Here is a 19,876-nt window from a genome sequence, read left to right on the forward strand (position 1 = left end):
AGAGTATTCCCATGCAAACAACACCTGCAATCTCGTCACGGGAGGATCAATCCTGCCCGACACCCATAGCAGTTTGGCAGCAACTTCTTACCTATCTGCTGGAAAAGCACTACGGCCTGACGCTGAACGACACACCGTTCTGTGAGGAAAACGTCATTCAGGAGCATATCGATGCTGGCATCACGTTGGTCAATGCCATCAATTTTCTGGTGGAAAAATACGAACTGGTGCGCATTGATCGCAACGGCTTTAACTGGCAGGAGCAATCACCGTTTATCACTACTGTCGATATTCTTCGCGCCAGACGTGCAACAGGCTTACTTAAGGCATAAAGATCCCGAGCTGTTTTCCAGTAACACCACACCAACCCTATTTATCTCTCTCCCCGATGCATAATGCGCCAGCCCTTACCGGCTGGCGCATTTGCTTTTATGTATGGACCACAAACTATGCAAATTGAACCCGAGGTTTTGACCGAACACTCCGAGCTGATTTGCTCGACCAATATCGAACGTATCGTTACCGGACGTGATACCGCGCTGCAACAGATAGAACAGCTCCTCAACCAGCTACGGGCGATCTCAACACTAACTGCGACTATTGGTGGCGGCACCGCTGAAGACTGGGCGTTAAAGCAGGGGCATCGCTATGATTGCTGGCTAACAGAAGTACCCAACAAGGCGATGCCAGCCATCACCCGCACGCTGGATCGCAATATCTGGCGCGACCTGATGCTGAAATCCGGCATGCTTTCGCTGATGGATGCCGAAGCCCGCAGCCAGTGGCATAAAAATCTCGATGAAGGGGAGCTACCGGTCATCAGCGAAGCCAATATACTCAGCACCTTTGAGCAACTTCACCAGAGTAAGCAGGAGGTATTCGAGCGCGGGGTGATCAATGTATTCAAAGGGCTGTCCTGGGATTACAAAACCAATCACCCTTGCTACTTTGGCAAGAAAATCATCATCAGTAATCTGGTGACCTACAACCGTTGGGGCTTTGGCCTGAACTGGGGCTGGCGACGCGATCAACTGGCCGACCTAGAGCGTATGCTCTATCTGCTGGATGGTAAACCGATCCCCGACAATCGGGGTGATGTCACCATCCGGCTGATGGACCATATCCGCGATAATCCTCACGAGCAGGAATACGAGGATGAGTTCTTTAGTGTGCGTTACTTTCAGAAAGGCACCGGGCATATCACCTTTAAACGCCCCGACTTGATCGATCAGATGAACGACATTATTGTCAAACATTATCCAGGGATGTTGGCGGCAAGGTGATTATCGACAGGCTAGGGGGAAGGATGGAGGTTGTCCATCGCACCGCATCTGGTAATGTAAAAGGGGTGTAGGTCACGTATCGTTTGGCGGGAGAAGGGCGATGATGAGAAAAGGGAATAGCAGTATCTTAAAAACAGCTGCATTAACCGGTGATGTGAAAGACGCAGATACGACTGCGATCGATCACTCGCGTATCACTACGTCATCGGGGGAGGGCTGGAATAGTTGGTTTGCTACCGAGGATGTCACTTCTGATTTTATGGAGGACAGGGAGCAACCTAAAGCATCTCAGACCTGATGATGTCTGCGAACCGATTGTCAGATATGCACTCGCCATCTTGATAACGATTTTGCTATCTACATTAAACCGCGATAGCATCTAACCGCTGAATGAAGTTGTACCGATGTTATTTATACATCAGATTTTGCATCGCAACATTTTTACCATCACTGTTGAATTGTGTGGCGAGTAGTCGGTGGTGTGAAGGGAAAAAGACTGAGTATACAAATGAGGATATATCGACTATGTTGGCTTGTGATGTGTCTTTATTTTCAATAAGATGGGTGTGTTTTTCAAGTCCCGCCCCGGCACCATCGTTTAAGTTAATAAAAACAATTAGTTATAAATATTATTACGCCACCGCAAGGTGGTTTTTTTGTGTGAAAATCACCATTTCATAATATCTCTTCATAATATTTTGCTGCCATTACTGACCATCAACAACTGGCACAACAGCAATTTTTCGGTCATATCTTGCAGTTTGTTCAACATTCTTATGGCCTGAGATGGCCTGTCTATCATAGAGATTACCTTTCAAATCTGAAATCCCTTTGGCTTTCAGGTCGTGAAAAGTGAAATCAAAATTCAGTGTGGGAAATCGTTCTTTCGCTTCCAGCTTTGCTTTGCGCCAGCGGCTGTTAAAACCGTCGCGTGTGTATTTCGCCCCTGATGACTGGTGGATGATGTATAAACTGACCATTCCAACGTTTAGATCTAACGATTTGGCAATCCCTATGGCGGCTTTAAGTCTGGGGCTCCACGCTTTAATTTGCGCCACGGCTGTTTTGCTTTGCTTGATCAAAATCCCTTCACTCAGTAACTGGCTCTTCTTCATTTCAAGAACATCGTTTTGCCGGGCGCAACAAAGATACGCCAACTCCATTGCAACCTTCACCACATCGGGTGCTACTGAGTAAAGCGCTTGATATTCTTCATGTGTAATGTAGCGATCGCGGCTAACTTCTTTGTATTGTCTCACCCCTTTTGTCGGATTACCTTTCACCAGCCCGCGCTCATAGGCCCAACGATAAACCCGAGACATGAATGCTTTTTCTTGATGTGAATCGGGATGTAAGCATACCCGTTTTAGTTCCACACACTTTTTGAGATTTCCGGTTTCTCAGCCATCAGCCGGTATTCTTCCGGCGTCAGGTTATTCAGCGATTCATGGGGTCGTTCGCTGTTGTATTCCGTCAGCCAGCGCTCCGTGATTTCCCGTGCTTCATTCAGCGTTCTGAACAGATAAAAATCCAGGATTTCGGTCCGGTACGTCCGGTTAAATCGTTCGATAAAGGCGTTCTGCGTTGGCTTACCCGGCCTGATAAATTCCAGCATCACACCGTGGTTTTCAGCCCACTGTGCCAGAGCCAGAGATATCAGTTCCGGTCCGTTATCCATCCGCATCTTCAGCGGATATCCAGACAGGCCGGGCTTAGTTCATCTACATTGGCTAATGTCCTTTCCTGGCCATGGCCGAAAGGTGAATTCCTGCTCGCAGGAGCATTGGGGATTCATCCTTCGGAGATCTGGCCAAGCCGCTACTTTGATGCAGCGGGCAACCTTATTGATCGCCAAAAGCAGATCAGGCGAAAGCTTGAGTAACGATTCTTTGGTGCCTGTAGATGTAAATTAGGTGTGCGGGGATCCGATCTTTTTAAGATCGGGTTCCCCCTTCTGATGCGTTGACTGACTAATGATGCAATTCGACCTAGGGGCATAAGTAAGCCGAAGAAAATGACTTTGCGGTTCTACCATAAGCCAACTGAGATAAACCCGTAAACGAAATCAAATACCTTTAAACACCTGCCCACGATGCCACTTAACAAACTGCTCCAGCGGATAGTATTCCCGCTTTTTAGGCAGTAATAGCGGTTTTCCCTCAAAATCCCAGAACAGGCGTTCGACGATTTTGCTGCCGTTAGCCCCTTCAGAAACCATCAGTTTCATGCCGTCATCAATGCCAATAACACCGATATCAAATGCCGAATGGTGCACCGAGCATAATGCCAGCCCGTTGGTCACAGTGCAGGGTCCACCGTATTGCTTCCATTTGATGTGCGCGGCTTCCAGGCCGACCGGCGTCGTATCGTGGCGTAAATCATAGCCACAGACCGCGCAGCGGTATTGGTAGGCACGCAACACGGTTTGGCGGAAATGCGGATCGCGAGACTTGCGTACATCGTCTAGAGCCAATTCCAGCCGGTTGGCAATCACGTCCTGCACGCTTTCAGGAAAGTGCTCACTTAAAATCTGCTGAGCCAGTTTATCGATGAGTTGCGGCTGTTTGCATAACAGCTGATAGCTGGCTTCGTCAAATCCCCCCATAACGTCATGCTGGATCAGCTCGCGGTTTGGTGGCTCTTTACTCCCTTTCCGGGGGGAACAGCGCTCATCATTCTGCAACTGCCAAAAACCATCCCCTCTCAACCGCCAAAATGGCATCTGTGGAACATGAGCGCGCCGCTGTGGCCCAAAGCTATGTAAAAGGGCCAGTAAATGTGTGCGGATTTCATCGCCATAGTGAAATAAACGGGGGTGACCCTGCTGATAGGCCGAGAGTACATACAGCAGCAACAAGGGCTTATGGGGCGCACGCTGGTCGCCTTTACGCCAGATTGACAGGTTACTGATGGCGGTTTGAAGTTCCTGAACTGATGATATATCCGGTACAGGTTGAAAGAGATATATAACGATAATGCTCGTAAAATCAGTGAGATTCAAGATGTACTGCGATCGGCGGCCCAGTTTGATCGGTTTCGGAAACTCGCCGTCCTTAATCAATTTATAGAACCACTTGTCGGTCATGCTGATATATCCACTCACACAAAGAAGGAGGCGAGCCGAAACCTGCACTTCATAATAAAAAGCGAAAAAACATTTTTTATCGAATAGATTCGGCGGTTGTCGCGTTTACCCATTATTAAGACACTGATGAAGTTCGTTTATGACTGAGACTACGCAACCTGTAACCCGGAGTTCACCATGAACCGTTTTTCGCTTTTATCTTCCGCTGTCCTGAGACATTTTCTGTTTCCTCTGGCGTTTGTTCTGCTCCCTGTCACTTCGGTTTTTGCCGCAGGTGACGATAATACAAACAGCAAGACGCCAGATTGTCCCACCGGGCAGGTTTACGACAGCACGACAAAGCGGTGCGTGCCGGAGAAAACCAGTCGACTCAGCGACGAGGACAAAACTCACTATGCTTACCATCTGGCAAAAAAAGGGGAATATCAGGCAGCCCTGAACCTGCTCGACACCCTAAAAAATGGCAATACAGCTGAGGCATGGAATTATCGCGGGTATGCGACACGTAAGCTGGGCCGTACTGATGAAGGGATTGGCTATTATCAGCGCGCATTAGCACTCGATCCGGGTTATGCCAAAGTACGCGAATACCTGGGGGAAGCCTGGCTGGTGAAAGGACGTCCAGACCTGGCAAAAGAACAATTGAAAGCCATCGCCTCACTTTGCGGCCATGGCTGTGAGGAGTTCAGGGATCTGCAGGCTGCCATTAATGGCCATCCCGAATCCTGAATAATGGTATGAGGATAAAAAAATCACTACCAGTGACGTTCGTCAGCACCTTGCTGAACATCTGACACGCCTTTGGCGTTATGGATTGGTTCTGTCACGTAACCGAGAGGTTGCTGAAGAACTGGTCCAGTCAACCTGTGTTCGCGCGCTTGAAAAAAGCGCGCAGTTCACCCCCGGCACGCGCATCGACAGTTGGTTATTCGCAATCCTGCACTCCATCTGGGTTTCTGATGTACGCGCCCGTCAGGTGCGACTTGGTCAGGGGTTTGTTGAAAGCGATGAATTACCGGCACCTGATACCAGAGAGCTGGATGATACCCGCCTTCACTATGCGAAAGTCATGCAGCACGTGAGTGCTCTGCCTGAAGCACAACGCAATGCCGTTTTTTTGGTTTATGTTGAAGGCTTCACCTATCAGGAGGCATCAGAAACATTGTCCGTACCAATTGGAACGATCATGAGTCGGCTGGCGACTGCGCGGGCGAAAATAGCCCAGATGGTTAACACACCGCCTTCTGTACAGGAGAAACGTTTTTGAAATCCACCAGATTCACAGCACCGTATGGTGATGAGGCGATAACCGCCTGGCTGGATGGCGAGATGCAGGCAAATGATGCTCAGCGATTTGAGGCCGCTCTTGAGCAGGATGTACAACTGTCTCAACGAACTGAATTGCTGCGTCTCAACCAGGATGACTTTGCCAGTGCTTTTGCGCCTCTTCTTAACGCGGCGCCCCAGTCGCGCATGGAGGAACAGCTGGCTAACCTGCTCTCCCAACAACCCGCAACCACCGACAAGGCAACGGGGGTCAGCCGCCGCTCGCTGATTGCAGCCTCGCTAAGTTTTCTGGTTATCGGTTCTGGGCTGGGCTATTTCGCACGCCCCACAGCCCGCTCTCTGAGTGAAAGTGAAAAAATTCGTGACCTTGAGGCTCAGTACATGTCGCTGTATAGCGCAGAAACATTGCTCGATGCAGACAATTCCGCATCTGCGTTGCAGCGGGGACTGGTACGTACGGCGCAGGACATTGGTTTGCAAGCCAATGAGCGGCAACTTGCCCTGCCGGGAGCTGAGCTGAAAATGGTGCGCATGCTACGCTACGACAGCACGTCGATTGCGCAAATTGCCTGGATGCATGCCGACTTCGGCCCGATGGCGCTGTGTATTTCTCCGGACCGTCATCCTGCCAGCTCCGAACTTAATCATGAGCAGCGTCATTCAATGAACCTTGTCTGGTGGCATTCCGGGCGCTATCAGTTTGTGTTAATTGGCCGTAACCCGGCTTCTCAGTTAAGACAAAGCGCGCTGACATTGCAGGCGGAGCTTGCTTAGAATCGAGGACGCTCCGGCAGTCCGAAGGGGCTGGCTGCCGGGATGGTTTGTGCAACCGGATGTGGACTGGCCTGAATATCAATATTGATTATTACTGTGTCATCCACCAGTGCAGCAAAACTGTCCATATTGAATGCTGAACGCGAAATCGCTGTCGAGGCATGCAGAGAAATGCTTTCAGCGGCGAAAAATTCCCCGTTTTTCCCCTTCAGTAAGGCATCCAGAATGACCGGGCGCAAAATGTTCTTCACGGCCAGAGTGCCAAAAACACGAAAATGCCCCTCTCCCAGCGCCACCACACGATTGCTGGTGAAAGTGATATTCGGGTAACGTCCGGCATCGAAAAAAAAGCCGCTTTTCATCTGATAAATGAGCAGACTATTGGATGCCTCCAGCGTTGCTACCGGAATGGTCACATCAATGCGGTCTTTCTCTGCGTTCCCGGCATCCAGCGTAATGTCTCCCGTGACTCTTCCCAGGCTGGCTTCTGAGGTTTCCCCAAATGCACGCCATGAGAGTGCAATTGTCGTTTTCTGCGTGTTGATGCTGTAGCTGGCCGGGCTGGCGTATAGCAAAGGCGAGTTGATTAAAAAACCGAGAGCGATGATGGGCACGATGCGAGTCATAATGGTAATCCTTAATGTGATTACGATGTAAACGCGCCAACCGTGCTTTCTATTCGATTACACTATCGCTCGGTGACCTCGGCACGTGATGCGCTGACGAGCTGGAACCGTCATCCAGAGAAATTTCTCAAATTTAGCAATGTGTTGATTTCAAAATGGGTTATCACGACGACGCGAGTATTGAAGTCGCGAAGCGGAAAGCCAGTGAATCGCTACGGGTAAGCTAGACACTTTCGAACCGTTGATAATACTGCTGTTTATATTCGTTCGGCTAACTCTGGTTAAGTGCTTCCTACGTCGCCAACGGAGCCGGATTGCGCACCGACAGACGTTGCTTTCCCTTACGGTGAAAGAATGCCCATCAGAGCCCCGCCGCCCGGTTTTTTATTGAACGGGTTATAAAAGTATCCACTCAATTATAAATGTGAAATGAGCAGGCGTTTATTCAACTTTCTCAACAACGCCGGGTATGATTAAGCAGGAAAAAGCCCCCGGGGCAGCGGGCACTCGCATGCCTGCCGGGGGAAAACTGAAAATGATTAAAGGTGCAGTCCCGACAAATCAGGAACCTTATAAGGAAGACAAGCAAGTGGCAGAGGGTAGCCGCGACCAGCAGGCGGTACCTGCCGGTCACTCATCCGTTATTTCAGATGTTCTTTCAACTGCCCTGCTGCCTGACCTATGGCTGCCCGTACAGCAGGAACATCACTCAGCGCATTCAGCAAACCAAAATCATGGATCAAGCCGTTATAGCGGGTCACCGTCACATCCACACCAGCTGCATCGAGTTTACGCCCGAAGGCTTCTCCCTCATCACGAAGTACGTCGAACTCGGCAGTCTGGATCAGTGTGGGTGGCAATCCCAGCAGTTGCTCACGCGTTGCGCGCAGTGGTGAGGCGAGAATATTATTACGTTCATTCTCTTTAGTCGTATAGGCATCCCAGAACCACTTCATCATGTTTCGTGACAGGAAATAGCCGTTTTGATAGTGATTATAAGAACCTGTATCGAAATTCGCGTCAGTGACAGGCCACAGCATGACATTGTAGCGAATGGCAGGGGATTTATGTTGTTTTGCCTGAAGCGCTACGGCGGCAACCATGTTTCCACCCACGCTGTTACCCACCAGCGCTAAACGTGTCCCATCAACGCCAATTTCGCTGCCGTGCTCGGCGACCCAGCGGGTAGCGGCATAAGCCTGATTGATAGCCACTGGGAAGTGTGCTTCTGGCGACGGTGTGTAGTTGACATAGACCGCTGCCGCACCGGACTGACTGACCAGGTCACGGATGAGTCGCTCATGCGTCTGGAAATCGCCCAGAATCCAGCCGCCACCGTGGAAGAACATGAAAACAGGCAGGGTTCCCTGTGCGTTATGAGGCTTAACAATTTTCAGTGTAATATTCTGGCCGTCAACGCTGATCGTTTTTTCGCTGACGTTCGCCGCCGGCAGCGTGGCTCCTTTCTGCGCATCGATCAACACCTGACGTGCGGCCTGTGGAGACAATTGTTCAATGGGTTTTCCCCCGCCGCTGTTTAATGCATCTAAGAATTGCTGGACGTGGCGTTCTGGTGTGGATGCATCAGCAAAACAGTTGACTGAAACGGCTGCCATTGTGGCAGACAGTAATGCAGATTTGATATTCATTGTGTCACCTTATTAAAATTGTTTGCGATTATATAGTGCGCTACTTATATGGATAAAAAACAAGATTTTCCTGCCTTCTCTCATGTGAATGCCATTCCGCCTGAATGGGGAAATCCTGCATCACATCACTGAAACGTGCGCCCGGCCAGGGGAGTAGTCAGGCGCCCATTACGAGACATGCAGAGAGTTAAAGGCCCAAATCAGATAAACTCGGATGGTCATCTGGACGACGCCCCAGAGGCCAGTGGAACTTGCGTTCGCTTTCTTTAATTGGTATGTCATTGATACATGCGTAGCGATGATGCATCAAGCCATCTTCGCCAAATTCCCAGTTTTCATTGCCGTAAGAACGGAACCAGTTACCGGCATCATCGCGCCATTCATAGGCGTAACGAACGGCAATGCGGTTGTCAGTGAATGCCCATAGTTCTTTTATCAGACGATACTCAAGTTCTTTATTCCATTTGCGTGTGAGAAAGCCTTCAGCTTCTTCACGATTGGTTGCGAACTCGGCGCGGTTACGCCATTTGGTGTCCAGTGAGTACGCCTGCGATACCTTATGAGCATCACGACTGTTCCAGCCATCTTCAGCGAGACGCACTTTCTCAATCGCTGATTCGCGGGTGAAAGGAGGCAGCGGCGGACGAATTTCTGTATGAGACATGTTCAAGACCCCTTTGTATTTGGATGCACCCGTAAAACCGGGTTCTGGATACTCAGACTTCAGATTTCACCCACTGCCCCACAACGTCCATTACGCTAAGGTCGGAGCGGCATTCGCCTGTCTTATTCGACCCGGCGATAGTGCTTCCCACTGCGTTAACAACCGTCTGACCAGAGGTGTAGCTCTGTGTCCATGCGCTAATGGTAGAACGATCGTTCTACCTTCGTCAAGAGGCTTGCTAAAAAGATGATAAAAAAATCAGAATGCAGTTTGTTTGAGCAAGAGGAAGGGCTTGCCGGGTAACTAAATAACGGGATGATTGAATTCACCCCCTCTGCGTGAGTACAGAGAGGGTCTTTGATAAATCAGACGGAAATGATTTTTTATATCGCAGGAGACTGCACAATCAGCAGTAATGATGCATTTTTAAAATGCACACCTGGGCGTTTATTGCGATACCTGTTCCAGTAACAGTTTAGCAATATCCCTGGCGTCGTCAGCGGCGTTGTAATCGCCCATTACACATGACATGGTGATCGCGCCTTCTACCAGTATCAGCAACTTTCTTGCCAAGGGGAGAGACGGCTCGATATCCAACTGCCCGACAAGTTCAAGCGTGTAATCCAGTAATTTCTGTTTATGTCGTTTGGCTATCAGGCGAACAGGATTGGCACTGTCGCCCACTTCACCCGCCGTATTGATAAACGCACATCCGCGATATCCCTCGGACTCAAACCAGCCTTTGAGCACGGTGAAAATGTTCAGGATACGCTCCTGCGGGGTATCCGCTTTGTCGCATTCCGTCCTGAACCATTCCATCCAGCGTATATCGCGCGCATTCAGCGCGGCAGCTGCCACTTCGTCTTTATTGGCGAAATAACGATAAATACTTTTTCGGGCAACGCCTGACGTCTTCACCAGAAGATCCATACCAGTGGCATGAATGCCGTTCTGATAGATAAGTTGTTCGGCGGTCGCGAGGATTTTTTCTCGTGTGTTAGTCGTATTTTTGTTCATAGCATAAGGGTAGAACTAACGTTCTCCTTGGTCAAGTGTCAGACAACACGTGTTTTGAATATAAGGTGTGCGCATCGACAACATCAAATTTGCCTTAATCGCGACATAAGAAGAGCGGCCAAAATCACTACGATTTCGTCCTGTTTCTGAAGGCCGCCACTTTCATTCGATTGCCACAGGTCGCCATACTGCACCAGCGGCGGCGATGTGATTTGCTCAGATCGTGGAACAGTAAGATGCAGTCGTGTGCTTCACACTGGCGCACGAATTCAAATTTATTGCCAGTAACCAGTTTCACCAGTGCATCGGCAATGGGCCAGAGAAGACTTTCGGGGCTATTGCCGACGGGATGAGCATCAACATGATAGCACTGCGCGTCCTGATCCCATTGCAATCTCGTCAGGGGATGTCCTTGCTCAAGAATCCGGTTAATCACATCCAAATCAACCTCAACGGCGTTCATTGCTGCATGCACAACCGCTCTGGAGGCATCACGGAGTTGGCGAGCTTCAGCTAATAATCCACCTGGTGGCTCTGTCCCCATTGAAACAAGGCCCACCGTTGTAAGCCAGTCTATAACGCTGAGATCGCCTTCAAAACAATCATGTCTGTCGTCTCCTGTTCCGCATTCAGTGTTAATGAAATCCAGCGCGAGGTTATCCATAATGCACGCTGAGGCGGTATTACCCACCGATGGCCCTCTGTTTCGACCAGCATTACGCCCTTGGTAGCAAATAATAGTTGCCCTTCGATGTGGTGATGCGGAGGGTCTGATTCTCCCCGCTCATAGCGTATGGCGGTGCCAGACCAACCTGTTAACTCATCATGTCTTGGCGCTTTATCTATACTACCTGGCATTTCAGATTTAGCTCCTGCAAGTATGATAGCGAAATCGGAACCACCCGGGTATGACCAACCGGGTGGGGGATGCATTCAACATCAGGATTATCATCAGTTTTACAGGAGCCTATCCTAATGCGAGTTCACTTTATCGTACATGAAAGTTTTGAAGCCCCAGGTGCGTATGAAACATGGGCAAGGTCACGTGGGCATGAGGTCACTTTTTCACGTGTTTATGCAGGTGAAAAGCTGCCAGAGGATGTGAAGGAGGTCGATTTCTTGATTATTATGGGCGGACCGCAGGACCCGGCCGTCACCCTTGAAGCGTGTCCTCATTTTGACTCTCGCCGTGAGCAGGCCGTAATCGCCAGTGCAATACATGCTGGTAAAGCTGTCATCGGTATTTGTTTAGGCTCGCAGCTCATCGGTGAAGCACTGGGTGCCCCATTTGCCCACAGTCCGGAAAAGGAGATCGGTAAGTTCCCGATTGCCCTGACAGAATCAGGAAAGGAACATGACATGTTCTCTCATTTCGGTAAGGGGCTTGAAGTGGGTCACTGGCACAGCGATATGCCGGGCCTTACATCTGATGCAGAAATCATCGCGTACAGTGAAGGTTGTCCGCGCCAGATAGTGGCTTACTCTGACCTGGTTTATGGGTTCCAGTGTCATATGGAGTTAACGTCAGATGTAGTCGAGGGGCTTATTGCCCATTCAGAAAACGATTTGAGCCGGGCTGCGGAATTTCGCTTTGTTAACACCCGCGAAGCGCTTCGGGCGCATGACTACAGTGAAATGAACAATGTGTTGTTCGCTTTTCTGGACAAACTACAGGTTTGCTACAACTCATCTATACTAGGACGATCTTTTAAGAACATGTCACTTGAAAAGTCTGCCTTTGGCATGAAATAGCCTGCCTATAGCTGTTACCTCGTGTGAGGAAACGGATACCATGACTGTTCATGTTAAATTTTAAAGATATCTCATCCTGCTAGCTCGTTCATTGATTAAAGATTTAAACGAGGGCTGAAGCATTTTTCCACAGGAGATCATTAATAATGTCAGTGACTACGGGTGTGCACCATATTGGTTTAGCCGTATCAAATCTTGAAGAAAGCGCTGAATTTTTCACTAAATTATTGGGCTGGGAGGAAGTTAAACGACGCGAAGATTATCCAGCCATTTTTGTAAAAGATGATGCACTCATGATAACGCTTTGGAAAACGCAAGCAGATGAACCCACTAAATTTGATCGTAAAATGAATGTAGGACTCCATCACTTAGCTTTGCGGGTGAAAAGTAAAGAGGTCCTGTTTCAGATTCTGGATGTGTTGAAGGCGAATAATATTGAAATCGAATTCGAACCAACCTTTATCAGAGAAGGGCCGTCAATGCACATGATGTGTTATGACCCCAGTGGTATAAGAATTGAATTCCATTATTCTGAGTAGATAATTTCAGGCGGAAGGGACTAACCTGATTGGCGATAGCGCAGGGGAGGTGACGTCATTATTTGACGAATGGTACGATAGGCTGAAAATTTCCTGTAATTAATATGAAGGTTTTATGGTTATTACCACTACGCCGCGACTCGTCATTCGTTCATTTGCTGGCAAAGATGCGGCGGCGCTGTTCGATTATTTATCTTCGCCGCGTGCCCCCTGTTTTTATGATGAGAAGCTCCGTTCTCTCGATGAGGCAAAAAAAGAGGCGGACAAGCGCGCCCATGATGTCAGTCAGTTCGCTGTATGTCTTAAAGAAACCGACGAACTTATCGGCCACTTGTTTGCGGATAATCGTGAAGAGTCAGACCAGAATACCTGGTGCGTGGGCTGGCATTTCAACTCGCGTTATGAAGGTCAGGGCTTTGCCACTGAATCCGTCGCTGCACTGTTTGATTATTTGTTTACTGAAAAAGCAGCCAGCCGCCTGTATGCCTATGTTGAAGACTATAATCTGGCGTCTCAGCGGCTTTGTATGCGCCTTCGTATGCGTCAAGAAGGCTGCTTCAGGGAATTCGTCTCTTTTGTCAGGGAAGATGGCAGGCAAAAATATGACAACACCTTCGTTTATGCGCTTCTTAAAAAAGAGTGGCAGGCCACGGTATAGTCTTTAGAGAGAAATTCTAATCCGCCTTCGCATTGACGTTAATGCCAACGCTTCGCTCGAGGCGAGCATAAAAATATCACGATGCATCCACATTAATTAGCGTGAATGGGTCACGGCGTCACTGTTTTTCGTTCGGCAAAATAATGTGCGGGAGTGCTGCCCATCGTTTTTCTGAACATGGTGATGAAGGCGTTAACCGATTCATACCCTAATGCAGTGGCCACATTTTGCACTGATACGCCGCTGGCAAGCTCTCGCAACGCAATGATCAGGTAAAGCTGCTGGCGCCAGCGCCCAAAGGTCAGTCCCGTTTCGCGCAGCATTAGCCGTGCAAGCGATCGTTCACTCAGTGCCAGTTTCTTTGCCCATTCTTTGAAGGTGCTACGGTCTTCTGGATGATCTACCAGCGCATCAGCCATTGCGCGTATTTTGGGATGAGTAGAGACCGGCAGGCTTAATTTCTGTTGCGGCATAGCGACTAATTCATCAAGGGTAACGCGGGTGAGCCTGGCGATGTGGCTGTCCGGTAGGTAATCAACGTCTTCGTGAGTTAAACGGTTGACCAGTTCTTTTATCAGTTGGGAAATGGCCAGAGCGCAACATTTATCTGGCAGTGCAGCGGCTCCGGGTTCAATGAATAAATAGTTGAGATGCGCGTTCCAAGTCGCTTTGATGCTGTGAGGCATTCCGCCAGGGATCCATACAGCACAGTGAGGAGGAACGATCCATATGTCATTCTCCGCGCGACAGATAACAGCGCCATAAAGCGCAATAATCAATTGTCCCTTACGGTGTGTATGAACGGGCACTTCTGCTTCGTAATCAACGAAATCAATATGCCGTGCGACTGCCGGGCACTGTGTTGAATCGGGGTCAAAGAGTGTGGTGGCGTACCGTGGTTGCATATCATTGGCTATATTTAGGTATTTTTTGACAGAATATAGTATTTAATGAAGTGTGCAACCCGGTAATAATTATCGGCATGAGCAAAACAGACTTCTTCCTCCTCCGCTTATTGCGGAATAAATATGTCGTACTGCGCCGTGCCAGAAGGTATTTGTTCTCACCCACGTTGGTGGGTGATGCCAATGCCTTGCTGTATTCCGCCAAGAGTTTTGCGGCAGCGATGCTGGCTTATTACATCGCCTTATCGATAGGGTTGGATAAACCGTCTTGGGCAATCATCACTGTCTATATTGTTTCGCAAACCTCGGTTGGCGCTTCCCTAAGTCGAAGCGTTTATCGTTTGGCGGGAACGATAATTGGGGCGGGGGCGACCGTTTTAATCGTACCTGCTTTTGTCAATATGCCGATTGTTTGCAGTGTGGTGCTCGCCAGTTGGATTGCCTTTTGCCTTTACTTATCGCTGCTTGACCGTACGCCTCGCGCTTATGCCTTTGTATTAGCCGGTTACACCGCGAGCCTGATTGGGTTTCCCGCTGTATCTGATCCCGGCGCGATGTTTGACATCGCGATTACCCGGGTGCAGGAAATCGTGATAGGTATCTTCTGCGCAGTTTTGGTCCATAGGTATATTTTGCCAAAACGGGTATTAGGGCTGTTTAATAGCAAGATATCGGAAACATTGTACTTAGCACGACAGAGGGTCGCAGACGCGTTAACAGGTAAAACCAACGAGGCCTCGGAAAACCTAAGGTTGGCACTGGCGTTACAATTCCTACAGGGCGTAAATCACCATATACCCTACGACGTTGCCCTCTCAGTACCTGTCCGTCATGCCCGAAAAGTTATCCATGACCGGCTGGCGAGGTTGCTCGTGGTCAGTTGTGAATTACGCGATCGTCTGCAGATGATAGATACGTTACCTATCGATCTACAGATGTTGTTGGCCGATACCCGGAACTGGCTTACCTGCGAGGATGCAGAACAGCGAAAAAGAGTGGGAGAAGCGCTAAAAGCACGCAGCGAGACGCTAGCATCGTTATTCGCCGCAGGTGTGCTGACGTTTGAAGACGCGTTGCGGGTGAGCTTAATTCATTATTTGCAGCAGGCAATTATCCTACTGCAGCAGTGCGAGCACCTTGCTGATGTTATCCATCGCGCGCAACCCGCGAAAATGAAGCCGGAGGACAAGGTGGTTAAGGGGTATGTTTTCCACCGTGACAGCCTTACTGCGGCACGTACTGCGTGTGGTGCTTTCGTGATAATACTGAGTGGTTGTCTGATATGGATTTACTCTGCCTGGACTGATGGTGGCACGGCGGTTTCTATACTGGGTGTTTGCTGCACATTGTTTGGCAGTTTCGATACTCCGGCCCCGCACATTGTTAAATACATTGTTGGTTCCGTGTATGGCGTAATGATCAGTCTGGTCTACAGTTTTGTCCTTCTCCCACAGATCGCCGATTTCAATGTGCTGGTTGCGGTGCTTGCCCCCGCATATTTGCTGGCCGGATCGTTACAGGCGCGTCCTCCCACCACGTTTATGGCCATGGGGATCACGCTGACACTGCCTATTTTATGTGAGTTAGGCGCCCATTATCGGGGGGATTTTGCCGTAGCGGTGAATACCGCCATCGCCTTATTTGCTGCGACAGGATTTGCTGTGGTCAGTATGCGTTTGCTGCAAACCGTGCAGGCAGACTCTGCCATAAATCGTTTGCTACGACTTTGCAGGCGTGACGTCAGGCGCAGCGTGAAGGGCGCTTTTTCTCCAGATGAGGTGCACTGGACGAATCTGATGATAGACCGAACAGCATTGTTATTACCGCGTTTACCACGAAGCAGTCACTCATCGGAGCAGGCCCTAAACACGCTGTTGCACTACCTGCGTATGGGCCTCTCCGTCATGCACTTGCGGCGTTTACGTCTGAATGCTGGGCGTGAAGTGGTTGGGAGAATCAATGAGATGCTTCACTTACTGGATCATGAGACAGACACCGATATCTTACGCCAGCGTATTGCGTCAATGGTGGGGATTTATTCTCCGACGGTACATGAACCATCGCGCCAGTTCATCTACAAACTGGTTGATCTTCACTGTGCATTGAAAGAACAGAACAGGAATCAAGCTGATGATGAGTGACGTTAATCTCTGCGGCGTCTTTTTGCCGGGTTTGTTAGTTATCGCACTCGTTACCTTATTCTGCACGTTGTTGCTGATTCCGCTTTTCTCGTTCAGCACGTTTTATCGCAGTTTGCCTTGCCGTCCACTGGTCGGTTTTTCGACGTATATTTTTGCCTTTTTCCTGCTGATGCAGGGTGCGCATGCGCTGAGGTTATTAGCATGAAATCACTTTTATCGCTGTTAGGCCGTTATGCGCTTACGTTAAGTGCTGTCGTAGCGGCATCCGTTCTGGCTTTTGTGATGTGGAAACACTATGCACAAACGCCATGGACTCGAGATGGCCGGGTGCGAGCTGACGTAGTACAGATTGCCCCTGATGTTTCTGGACCCGTGAACCGTGTTGCTGTGAGAGATAATCAGTGGGTCAATCGTGGTGATGTTATTTATACGATAGACCCACAGTGGTTGACGCTGGTCGTGAGCAGCGCACAGGCGGATGTTGACGCCAAACGTCATGAGATGTTGATGCGTCAGGATGCTGTGAGAAGACGTTCCCAGATCAAAGGGGTTATTTCCCGAGAGGATTTACAACAAACAGACAGTGCGGCAAACGTGGCAGTGGCGAATTATCATGGCGCGCTGGCTGCGCTGGAGTTAGCACAGCTCAATCTATCACATGCCACCGTTCGGTCACCGGTATCGGGTTATGTTACGCATCTCAGGCTTCTTCCCGGAGACTATGCAACCGCTGGCGTGACAAAGGTTTCAATCATCGATGCTAACAGTTTCTGGGTGGTTGGCTATTTTGAGGAAACGAAGCTGCGTCATATTCGCGTGGGGAACACCGCACAAATCGCGCTTATGGGATTTGAACCTGTGATGGCCGGTCATGTTGAGAGCATTGGACATGGAATAGGTGACAGCAATGACGATACGGGCGGGCTTGGCTTGCCAGACGTCAACCCTACCTTTAACTGGGTGCGACTTGCGCAGAGAATTCCCGTGCGCATTCATATAGATAAGTTACCCAGTGGGATTGAATTAGTGGCAGGATTGTCTGCGAGTGTCTCGATCACGCCTTAAGTGTGAATAATGACGCTGTTATAGAGTGGCCAGATGCTAGAGTGAATAGCAAACAGTAACAGAGAGCCTATCCCAATAGGGCTAGTCAATGGCTGCACCAATGCCGCTTACCAGGATAGGTTCTTAGCGGGAGACGTTTATAGGGTTACTCCATGCCGCAATATTAGGTTATCTGTTTCTCGGCGTGAGGTTAGCACTGAGAAATATGCTGGCATGTACGGCGATTGTCGCCAGCACGCTAATGATAGATTAATCAAATCAGGAGAGTATAAGATGTCCGATCAGCCCTCGATTGCTCTTGTTGGCCCCGGTGCTATTGGTACGACGATCGCCGCTGTGCTTCATCAGGTTGGTCGTACGCCCGTCCTTTGTGGGCGCACCGCGCATCCCCAGTTAATTTTGCGTCACGAGGGCGGTGAGGTTGTCGTACCAGGTCCGGTATTAAACCATTCGGGGGAAATCCGCCAGCCCTTCGATCTGGTGTTTGTGGCAGTGAAAACTACCCAGTTAGCTGACAGCGCCCATTGGCTGGCTGCGCTGTGTGATAAAAACACCGTAGTATGCGCACTGCAAAATGGCGTCGAACAGGAAACGCAACTGACACCCTACGTTAACGGCGCAAGAGTGCTGCCTTCGGTCGTGTGGTTTCCGGCACAGCGTGAGCCGGATGCCTCAGTCTGGTTACGTGCCAAACCACGCCTGACACTGCCGCATGTGCCGCAGGCACAACGGGTCGTTGATGCGCTTGCTGGCACATGCTGTGCGGTTGAGCTGTCAGACGATTTTGTCTCCATCGCTTGGCGCAAGCTGTTGCAGAACGCGGTCGCGGGTCTGATGGTCCTTGCTAATCGCCGCGCCGGAATGTTTTCACGCGAAGATATCACTGAACTGGCACTGGCCTATCTGCATGAGTGCCTGACGGTAGCGCGTGCTGAAGGTGCGATACTGAACGATGACGTACCCAAGGCGATCCTGGATGGTTTTCATCATGCGCCTGCGGATCTTGGCACGTCTATTCTCGCTGACCGTCAGGCCAATCGCCCACTGGAGTGGGATATCCGCAACGGCGTGGTGCAACGTTATGGTCGCTCTCAGGGGATTCCTACACCTATCAGCGATGTGCTGGTCCCGCTGTTGGCTGCAGGGAGTGAAGGTCCGGGGTGATGCCATGTACACGATGTGCTGGTGTATCCGTCCAAACCTCATCCTTATTTCTGACTGGTATTAGCACCCGCACAAATAATGGGTGCTATGCCATCCGACGATTACAAACATCCCATTGCTTTCGCTAGCGTCCCTTTGCGGGATTTGAGTTTAGCGGCCACGTCCTTTGGTAAAGAAGGCCAGATATTCAGATGTGGTTTGGTTTTCGCCTCTATCTCGTGAATAGTGACCTGATAGTGACAGATGTTAGCCGCTCGGGGCGTATCTTGATCCATAATAAATGCAGCAAACTCGCCTGTTTCTGGATGGTTGCCGGTGAAGATAACCTTCCAGTAACCGCTGGGAATCTCGACGTCAGGGGCTGCTGGCAGCGTGGCTATCTTACGCGTAAATAAAGGGCCAGTAACCACGTAAACGGGGGCGGAATCTGGGCGGTTTGCCAGCAAGCGCTCTTGCAATTCCAAACGGGCCCAAGGCCCTTGGTTTAAGGCTGAGCGCTGTGGCGTGATATTCGACAAATAGTTTAGCGATTGCCAATCGGATGAACCAGCAAGCCCCGCGAGCGGTGCCTGATGTCCGCGATCGACAGATAAAGCAGCATTTGCACCGGTGTAGGCGGCTGGGGCAAGCGAGTCCGAATCTGGTAGCACGGGGTCGCGCCTCCAGTTTCTGGTGCCACCACTGGCAATACTGTCATGTGTGATTTTATAGGCCACCCAATTGGCAAACCGGGTATTGCGATTATTGTTTAATGTGTAGGCTTCGCGTATCACGGTTTGTTGGCTTCCCCCCACAGGACATCCCACCGCACAGTTATCAATATCTGGCTCATCGACGGGTACGCTCATCGGTGAGAATATGTCTGATGCTATCGGCTCAGGTTGTTTTGTGGTGGTGCATGCGGCAAGAAACATGACTGGAAGCAGTCGTAAAAACGTATATTTCATAGCTTCATCCAAGTGCTGACAACATCGGGATAGAGGGATAAATGCGAACCAATTACACTTCGCATAAAAGACAAAGTGACATGTGTTTTTTAAACGGTAGTTTAATATCAATCAATGCAATAAAAATAAATGATGATCTTGAGAGGGCGGTTCCAGATGGAAATATTTTTTTGCAGCGATGCTCTGATATGCCATCGCCGAAAGGGCACTTTAATATTGAGGGACTTTCTGAGTTTGCTGATCGATTAATCGTTGGGGGGGATGCGGAACCCCTTCAACGAAATAACAAACATCCCTGCTTTCTTGCTGATCTTTGCACC

23 protein-coding genes and 3 pseudogenes are annotated in these 19,876 nt (G+C 49.7%); 15 read left to right on the forward strand and 11 right to left on the reverse strand.

From position 1 onward, the window contains the following. Window positions 1-11 precede the first annotated feature (11 nt). From J5224_RS16060 to J5224_RS16070, 3 genes are all read left to right on the forward strand, one after another. Entirely contained in the window at window positions 12-332 is a 321-nt protein-coding gene (locus J5224_RS16060; RefSeq protein WP_264626329.1) for a toxin, read from the forward strand. Window positions 333-449: 117 nt separating this feature from the next. Further along, the gene (locus J5224_RS16065) at window positions 450-1,283 is read left to right on the forward strand and encodes a DUF4942 domain-containing protein (protein ID WP_264626330.1); all 834 of its coding nucleotides are present in this window, start codon (window positions 450-452) and stop codon (window positions 1,281-1,283) included. 100 nt (window positions 1,284-1,383) lie between these two features. Then, window positions 1,384-1,581 carry an AbrB/MazE/SpoVT family DNA-binding domain-containing protein gene (locus tag J5224_RS16070; RefSeq protein WP_264626331.1) on the forward strand — a complete coding sequence of 66 codons (198 nt, stop codon included), beginning with the start codon at window positions 1,384-1,386 and terminating at the stop codon, window positions 1,579-1,581. A 409-nt stretch (window positions 1,582-1,990) separates the two neighbouring features. Here the strand turns inward: J5224_RS16070 and J5224_RS16075 are convergent. Together J5224_RS16075 and J5224_RS16080 are read right to left on the reverse strand one after the other, a co-directional pair. Next, window positions 1,991-2,620: pseudogene (locus J5224_RS16075) on the reverse strand (tyrosine-type recombinase/integrase); the annotation flags it as partial. Window positions 2,621-2,649: 29 nt separating this feature from the next. Continuing rightward, window positions 2,650-2,982 (reverse strand): annotated as a pseudogene (locus tag J5224_RS16080) (integrase core domain-containing protein); the annotation flags it as partial. Here J5224_RS16080 and J5224_RS16085 point away from each other — a divergent pair. Further along, a complete protein-coding gene (locus J5224_RS16085; protein ID WP_413544685.1) occupies window positions 2,920-3,165 on the forward strand; it encodes a helix-turn-helix domain-containing protein in 246 nt (81 codons plus the stop codon). The pseudogene J5224_RS16080 and the gene J5224_RS16085 overlap by 63 nt on opposite strands. A 183-nt stretch (window positions 3,166-3,348) precedes the next feature. Here J5224_RS16085 and J5224_RS16090 read toward each other — a convergent pair whose 3' ends face one another. Beyond that, complete coding sequence (locus tag J5224_RS16090; RefSeq protein WP_413544684.1) at window positions 3,349-4,368, reverse strand: phosphorothioated DNA-binding restriction endonuclease; 1,020 nt, start codon at window positions 4,366-4,368, stop codon at window positions 3,349-3,351. 177 nt (window positions 4,369-4,545) lie between these two features. Here J5224_RS16090 and J5224_RS16095 point away from each other — a divergent pair, with 177 nt between their 5' ends. The 3 genes from J5224_RS16095 to J5224_RS16105 are packed head-to-tail and all read left to right on the forward strand — an operon-like array spanning window position 4,546 to window position 6,429. Next, window positions 4,546-5,097 (forward strand): tetratricopeptide repeat protein, encoded by a 552-nt coding sequence (locus J5224_RS16095; RefSeq protein ID WP_264626332.1) that lies wholly within the window; start codon window positions 4,546-4,548, stop codon window positions 5,095-5,097. Window positions 5,098-5,119: 22 nt separating this feature from the next. Next, window positions 5,120-5,635: a sigma-70 family RNA polymerase sigma factor gene (locus J5224_RS16100; RefSeq protein WP_264626351.1), complete on the forward strand. Its 516-nt coding sequence runs from the start codon at window positions 5,120-5,122 to the stop codon at window positions 5,633-5,635. Then, window positions 5,632-6,429 (forward strand): anti-sigma factor family protein, encoded by a 798-nt coding sequence (locus tag J5224_RS16105; RefSeq protein WP_264626333.1) that lies wholly within the window; start codon window positions 5,632-5,634, stop codon window positions 6,427-6,429. Before J5224_RS16100 ends, J5224_RS16105 begins: the two co-directional genes overlap by 4 nt. Here J5224_RS16105 and J5224_RS16110 read toward each other — a convergent pair. From J5224_RS16110 to J5224_RS16135, 6 genes and pseudogenes are all read right to left on the reverse strand, one after another. Beyond that, the gene (locus J5224_RS16110) at window positions 6,426-7,055 is read right to left on the reverse strand and encodes a YceI family protein (protein ID WP_264626334.1); all 630 of its coding nucleotides are present in this window, start codon (window positions 7,053-7,055) and stop codon (window positions 6,426-6,428) included. The genes J5224_RS16105 and J5224_RS16110 overlap by 4 nt on opposite strands. A 641-nt stretch (window positions 7,056-7,696) precedes the next feature. Further along, window positions 7,697-8,704 carry an alpha/beta hydrolase gene (locus tag J5224_RS16115; protein ID WP_264626335.1) on the reverse strand — a complete coding sequence of 336 codons (1,008 nt, stop codon included), beginning with the start codon at window positions 8,702-8,704 and terminating at the stop codon, window positions 7,697-7,699. A 187-nt stretch (window positions 8,705-8,891) separates the two neighbouring features. Next, on the reverse strand, window positions 8,892-9,368 hold the full coding sequence (locus tag J5224_RS16120) for a nuclear transport factor 2 family protein (RefSeq protein WP_264626336.1): 477 nt from the start codon (window positions 9,366-9,368) through the stop codon (window positions 8,892-8,894). Between the two features lie 447 nt (window positions 9,369-9,815). Next, window positions 9,816-10,385 (reverse strand): TetR/AcrR family transcriptional regulator, encoded by a 570-nt coding sequence (locus J5224_RS16125; protein WP_264626337.1) that lies wholly within the window; start codon window positions 10,383-10,385, stop codon window positions 9,816-9,818. 127 nt (window positions 10,386-10,512) lie between these two features. Then, window positions 10,513-11,049 (reverse strand): CGNR zinc finger domain-containing protein, encoded by a 537-nt coding sequence (locus J5224_RS16130; protein ID WP_264626338.1) that lies wholly within the window; start codon window positions 11,047-11,049, stop codon window positions 10,513-10,515. Then, a pseudogene (locus J5224_RS16135) lies at window positions 11,043-11,243 on the reverse strand (AraC family transcriptional regulator); the annotation flags it as partial. The pseudogene J5224_RS16135 and the gene J5224_RS16130, both read right to left, overlap by 7 nt. 117 nt (window positions 11,244-11,360) lie before the next feature. On the opposite strand from J5224_RS16135, the gene J5224_RS16140 reads away from it, so the two are divergent. The 3 genes from J5224_RS16140 to J5224_RS16150 all read left to right on the forward strand — a co-directional run bounded on the left by J5224_RS16140 (window position 11,361) and on the right by J5224_RS16150 (window position 13,334). Next, window positions 11,361-12,137 carry a type 1 glutamine amidotransferase gene (locus J5224_RS16140; RefSeq protein ID WP_264626339.1) on the forward strand — a complete coding sequence of 259 codons (777 nt, stop codon included), beginning with the start codon at window positions 11,361-11,363 and terminating at the stop codon, window positions 12,135-12,137. Between the two features lie 146 nt (window positions 12,138-12,283). Further along, window positions 12,284-12,676, forward strand: a complete 393-nt coding sequence (locus tag J5224_RS16145) for a VOC family protein (RefSeq protein ID WP_264626340.1) — start codon at window positions 12,284-12,286, stop codon at window positions 12,674-12,676. 115 nt (window positions 12,677-12,791) lie between these two features. Next, a complete protein-coding gene (locus J5224_RS16150) occupies window positions 12,792-13,334 on the forward strand; it encodes a GNAT family N-acetyltransferase (protein WP_264626341.1) in 543 nt (180 codons plus the stop codon). A gap of 110 nt (window positions 13,335-13,444) precedes the next feature. Here J5224_RS16150 and J5224_RS16155 read toward each other — a convergent pair whose 3' ends face one another. Further along, window positions 13,445-14,239 carry an AraC family transcriptional regulator gene (locus tag J5224_RS16155; protein ID WP_264626342.1) on the reverse strand — a complete coding sequence of 265 codons (795 nt, stop codon included), beginning with the start codon at window positions 14,237-14,239 and terminating at the stop codon, window positions 13,445-13,447. A gap of 77 nt (window positions 14,240-14,316) precedes the next feature. On the opposite strand from J5224_RS16155, the gene J5224_RS16160 reads away from it, so the two are divergent. From J5224_RS16160 to J5224_RS16175, 4 genes are all read left to right on the forward strand, one after another. Next, a complete protein-coding gene (locus tag J5224_RS16160) occupies window positions 14,317-16,380 on the forward strand; it encodes an FUSC family protein (protein ID WP_264626343.1) in 2,064 nt (687 codons plus the stop codon). Continuing rightward, window positions 16,370-16,585 carry a DUF1656 domain-containing protein gene (locus J5224_RS16165; protein WP_264626344.1) on the forward strand — a complete coding sequence of 72 codons (216 nt, stop codon included), beginning with the start codon at window positions 16,370-16,372 and terminating at the stop codon, window positions 16,583-16,585. The genes J5224_RS16160 and J5224_RS16165 overlap by 11 nt, the downstream gene beginning before the upstream one ends. Beyond that, a complete protein-coding gene (locus tag J5224_RS16170; RefSeq protein WP_264626345.1) occupies window positions 16,582-17,445 on the forward strand; it encodes an HlyD family secretion protein in 864 nt (287 codons plus the stop codon). The genes J5224_RS16165 and J5224_RS16170 overlap by 4 nt, the downstream gene beginning before the upstream one ends. 273 nt (window positions 17,446-17,718) lie before the next feature. Further along, entirely contained in the window at window positions 17,719-18,609 is an 891-nt protein-coding gene (locus J5224_RS16175) for an oxidoreductase (RefSeq protein ID WP_264626346.1), read from the forward strand. A gap of 101 nt (window positions 18,610-18,710) precedes the next feature. Here J5224_RS16175 and J5224_RS16180 read toward each other — a convergent pair whose 3' ends face one another. Beyond that, complete coding sequence (locus J5224_RS16180) at window positions 18,711-19,556, reverse strand: DNA/RNA non-specific endonuclease (protein WP_264626347.1); 846 nt, start codon at window positions 19,554-19,556, stop codon at window positions 18,711-18,713. Between the two features lie 41 nt (window positions 19,557-19,597). Here J5224_RS16180 and J5224_RS16185 point away from each other — a divergent pair. Further along, window positions 19,598-19,876, forward strand: a 279-nt coding sequence (locus J5224_RS16185) for a hypothetical protein (RefSeq protein WP_264626348.1), incomplete at its 3' end; no start/stop codon positions are given.

The organism is Candidatus Symbiopectobacterium sp. NZEC135, from assembly GCF_025962695.1.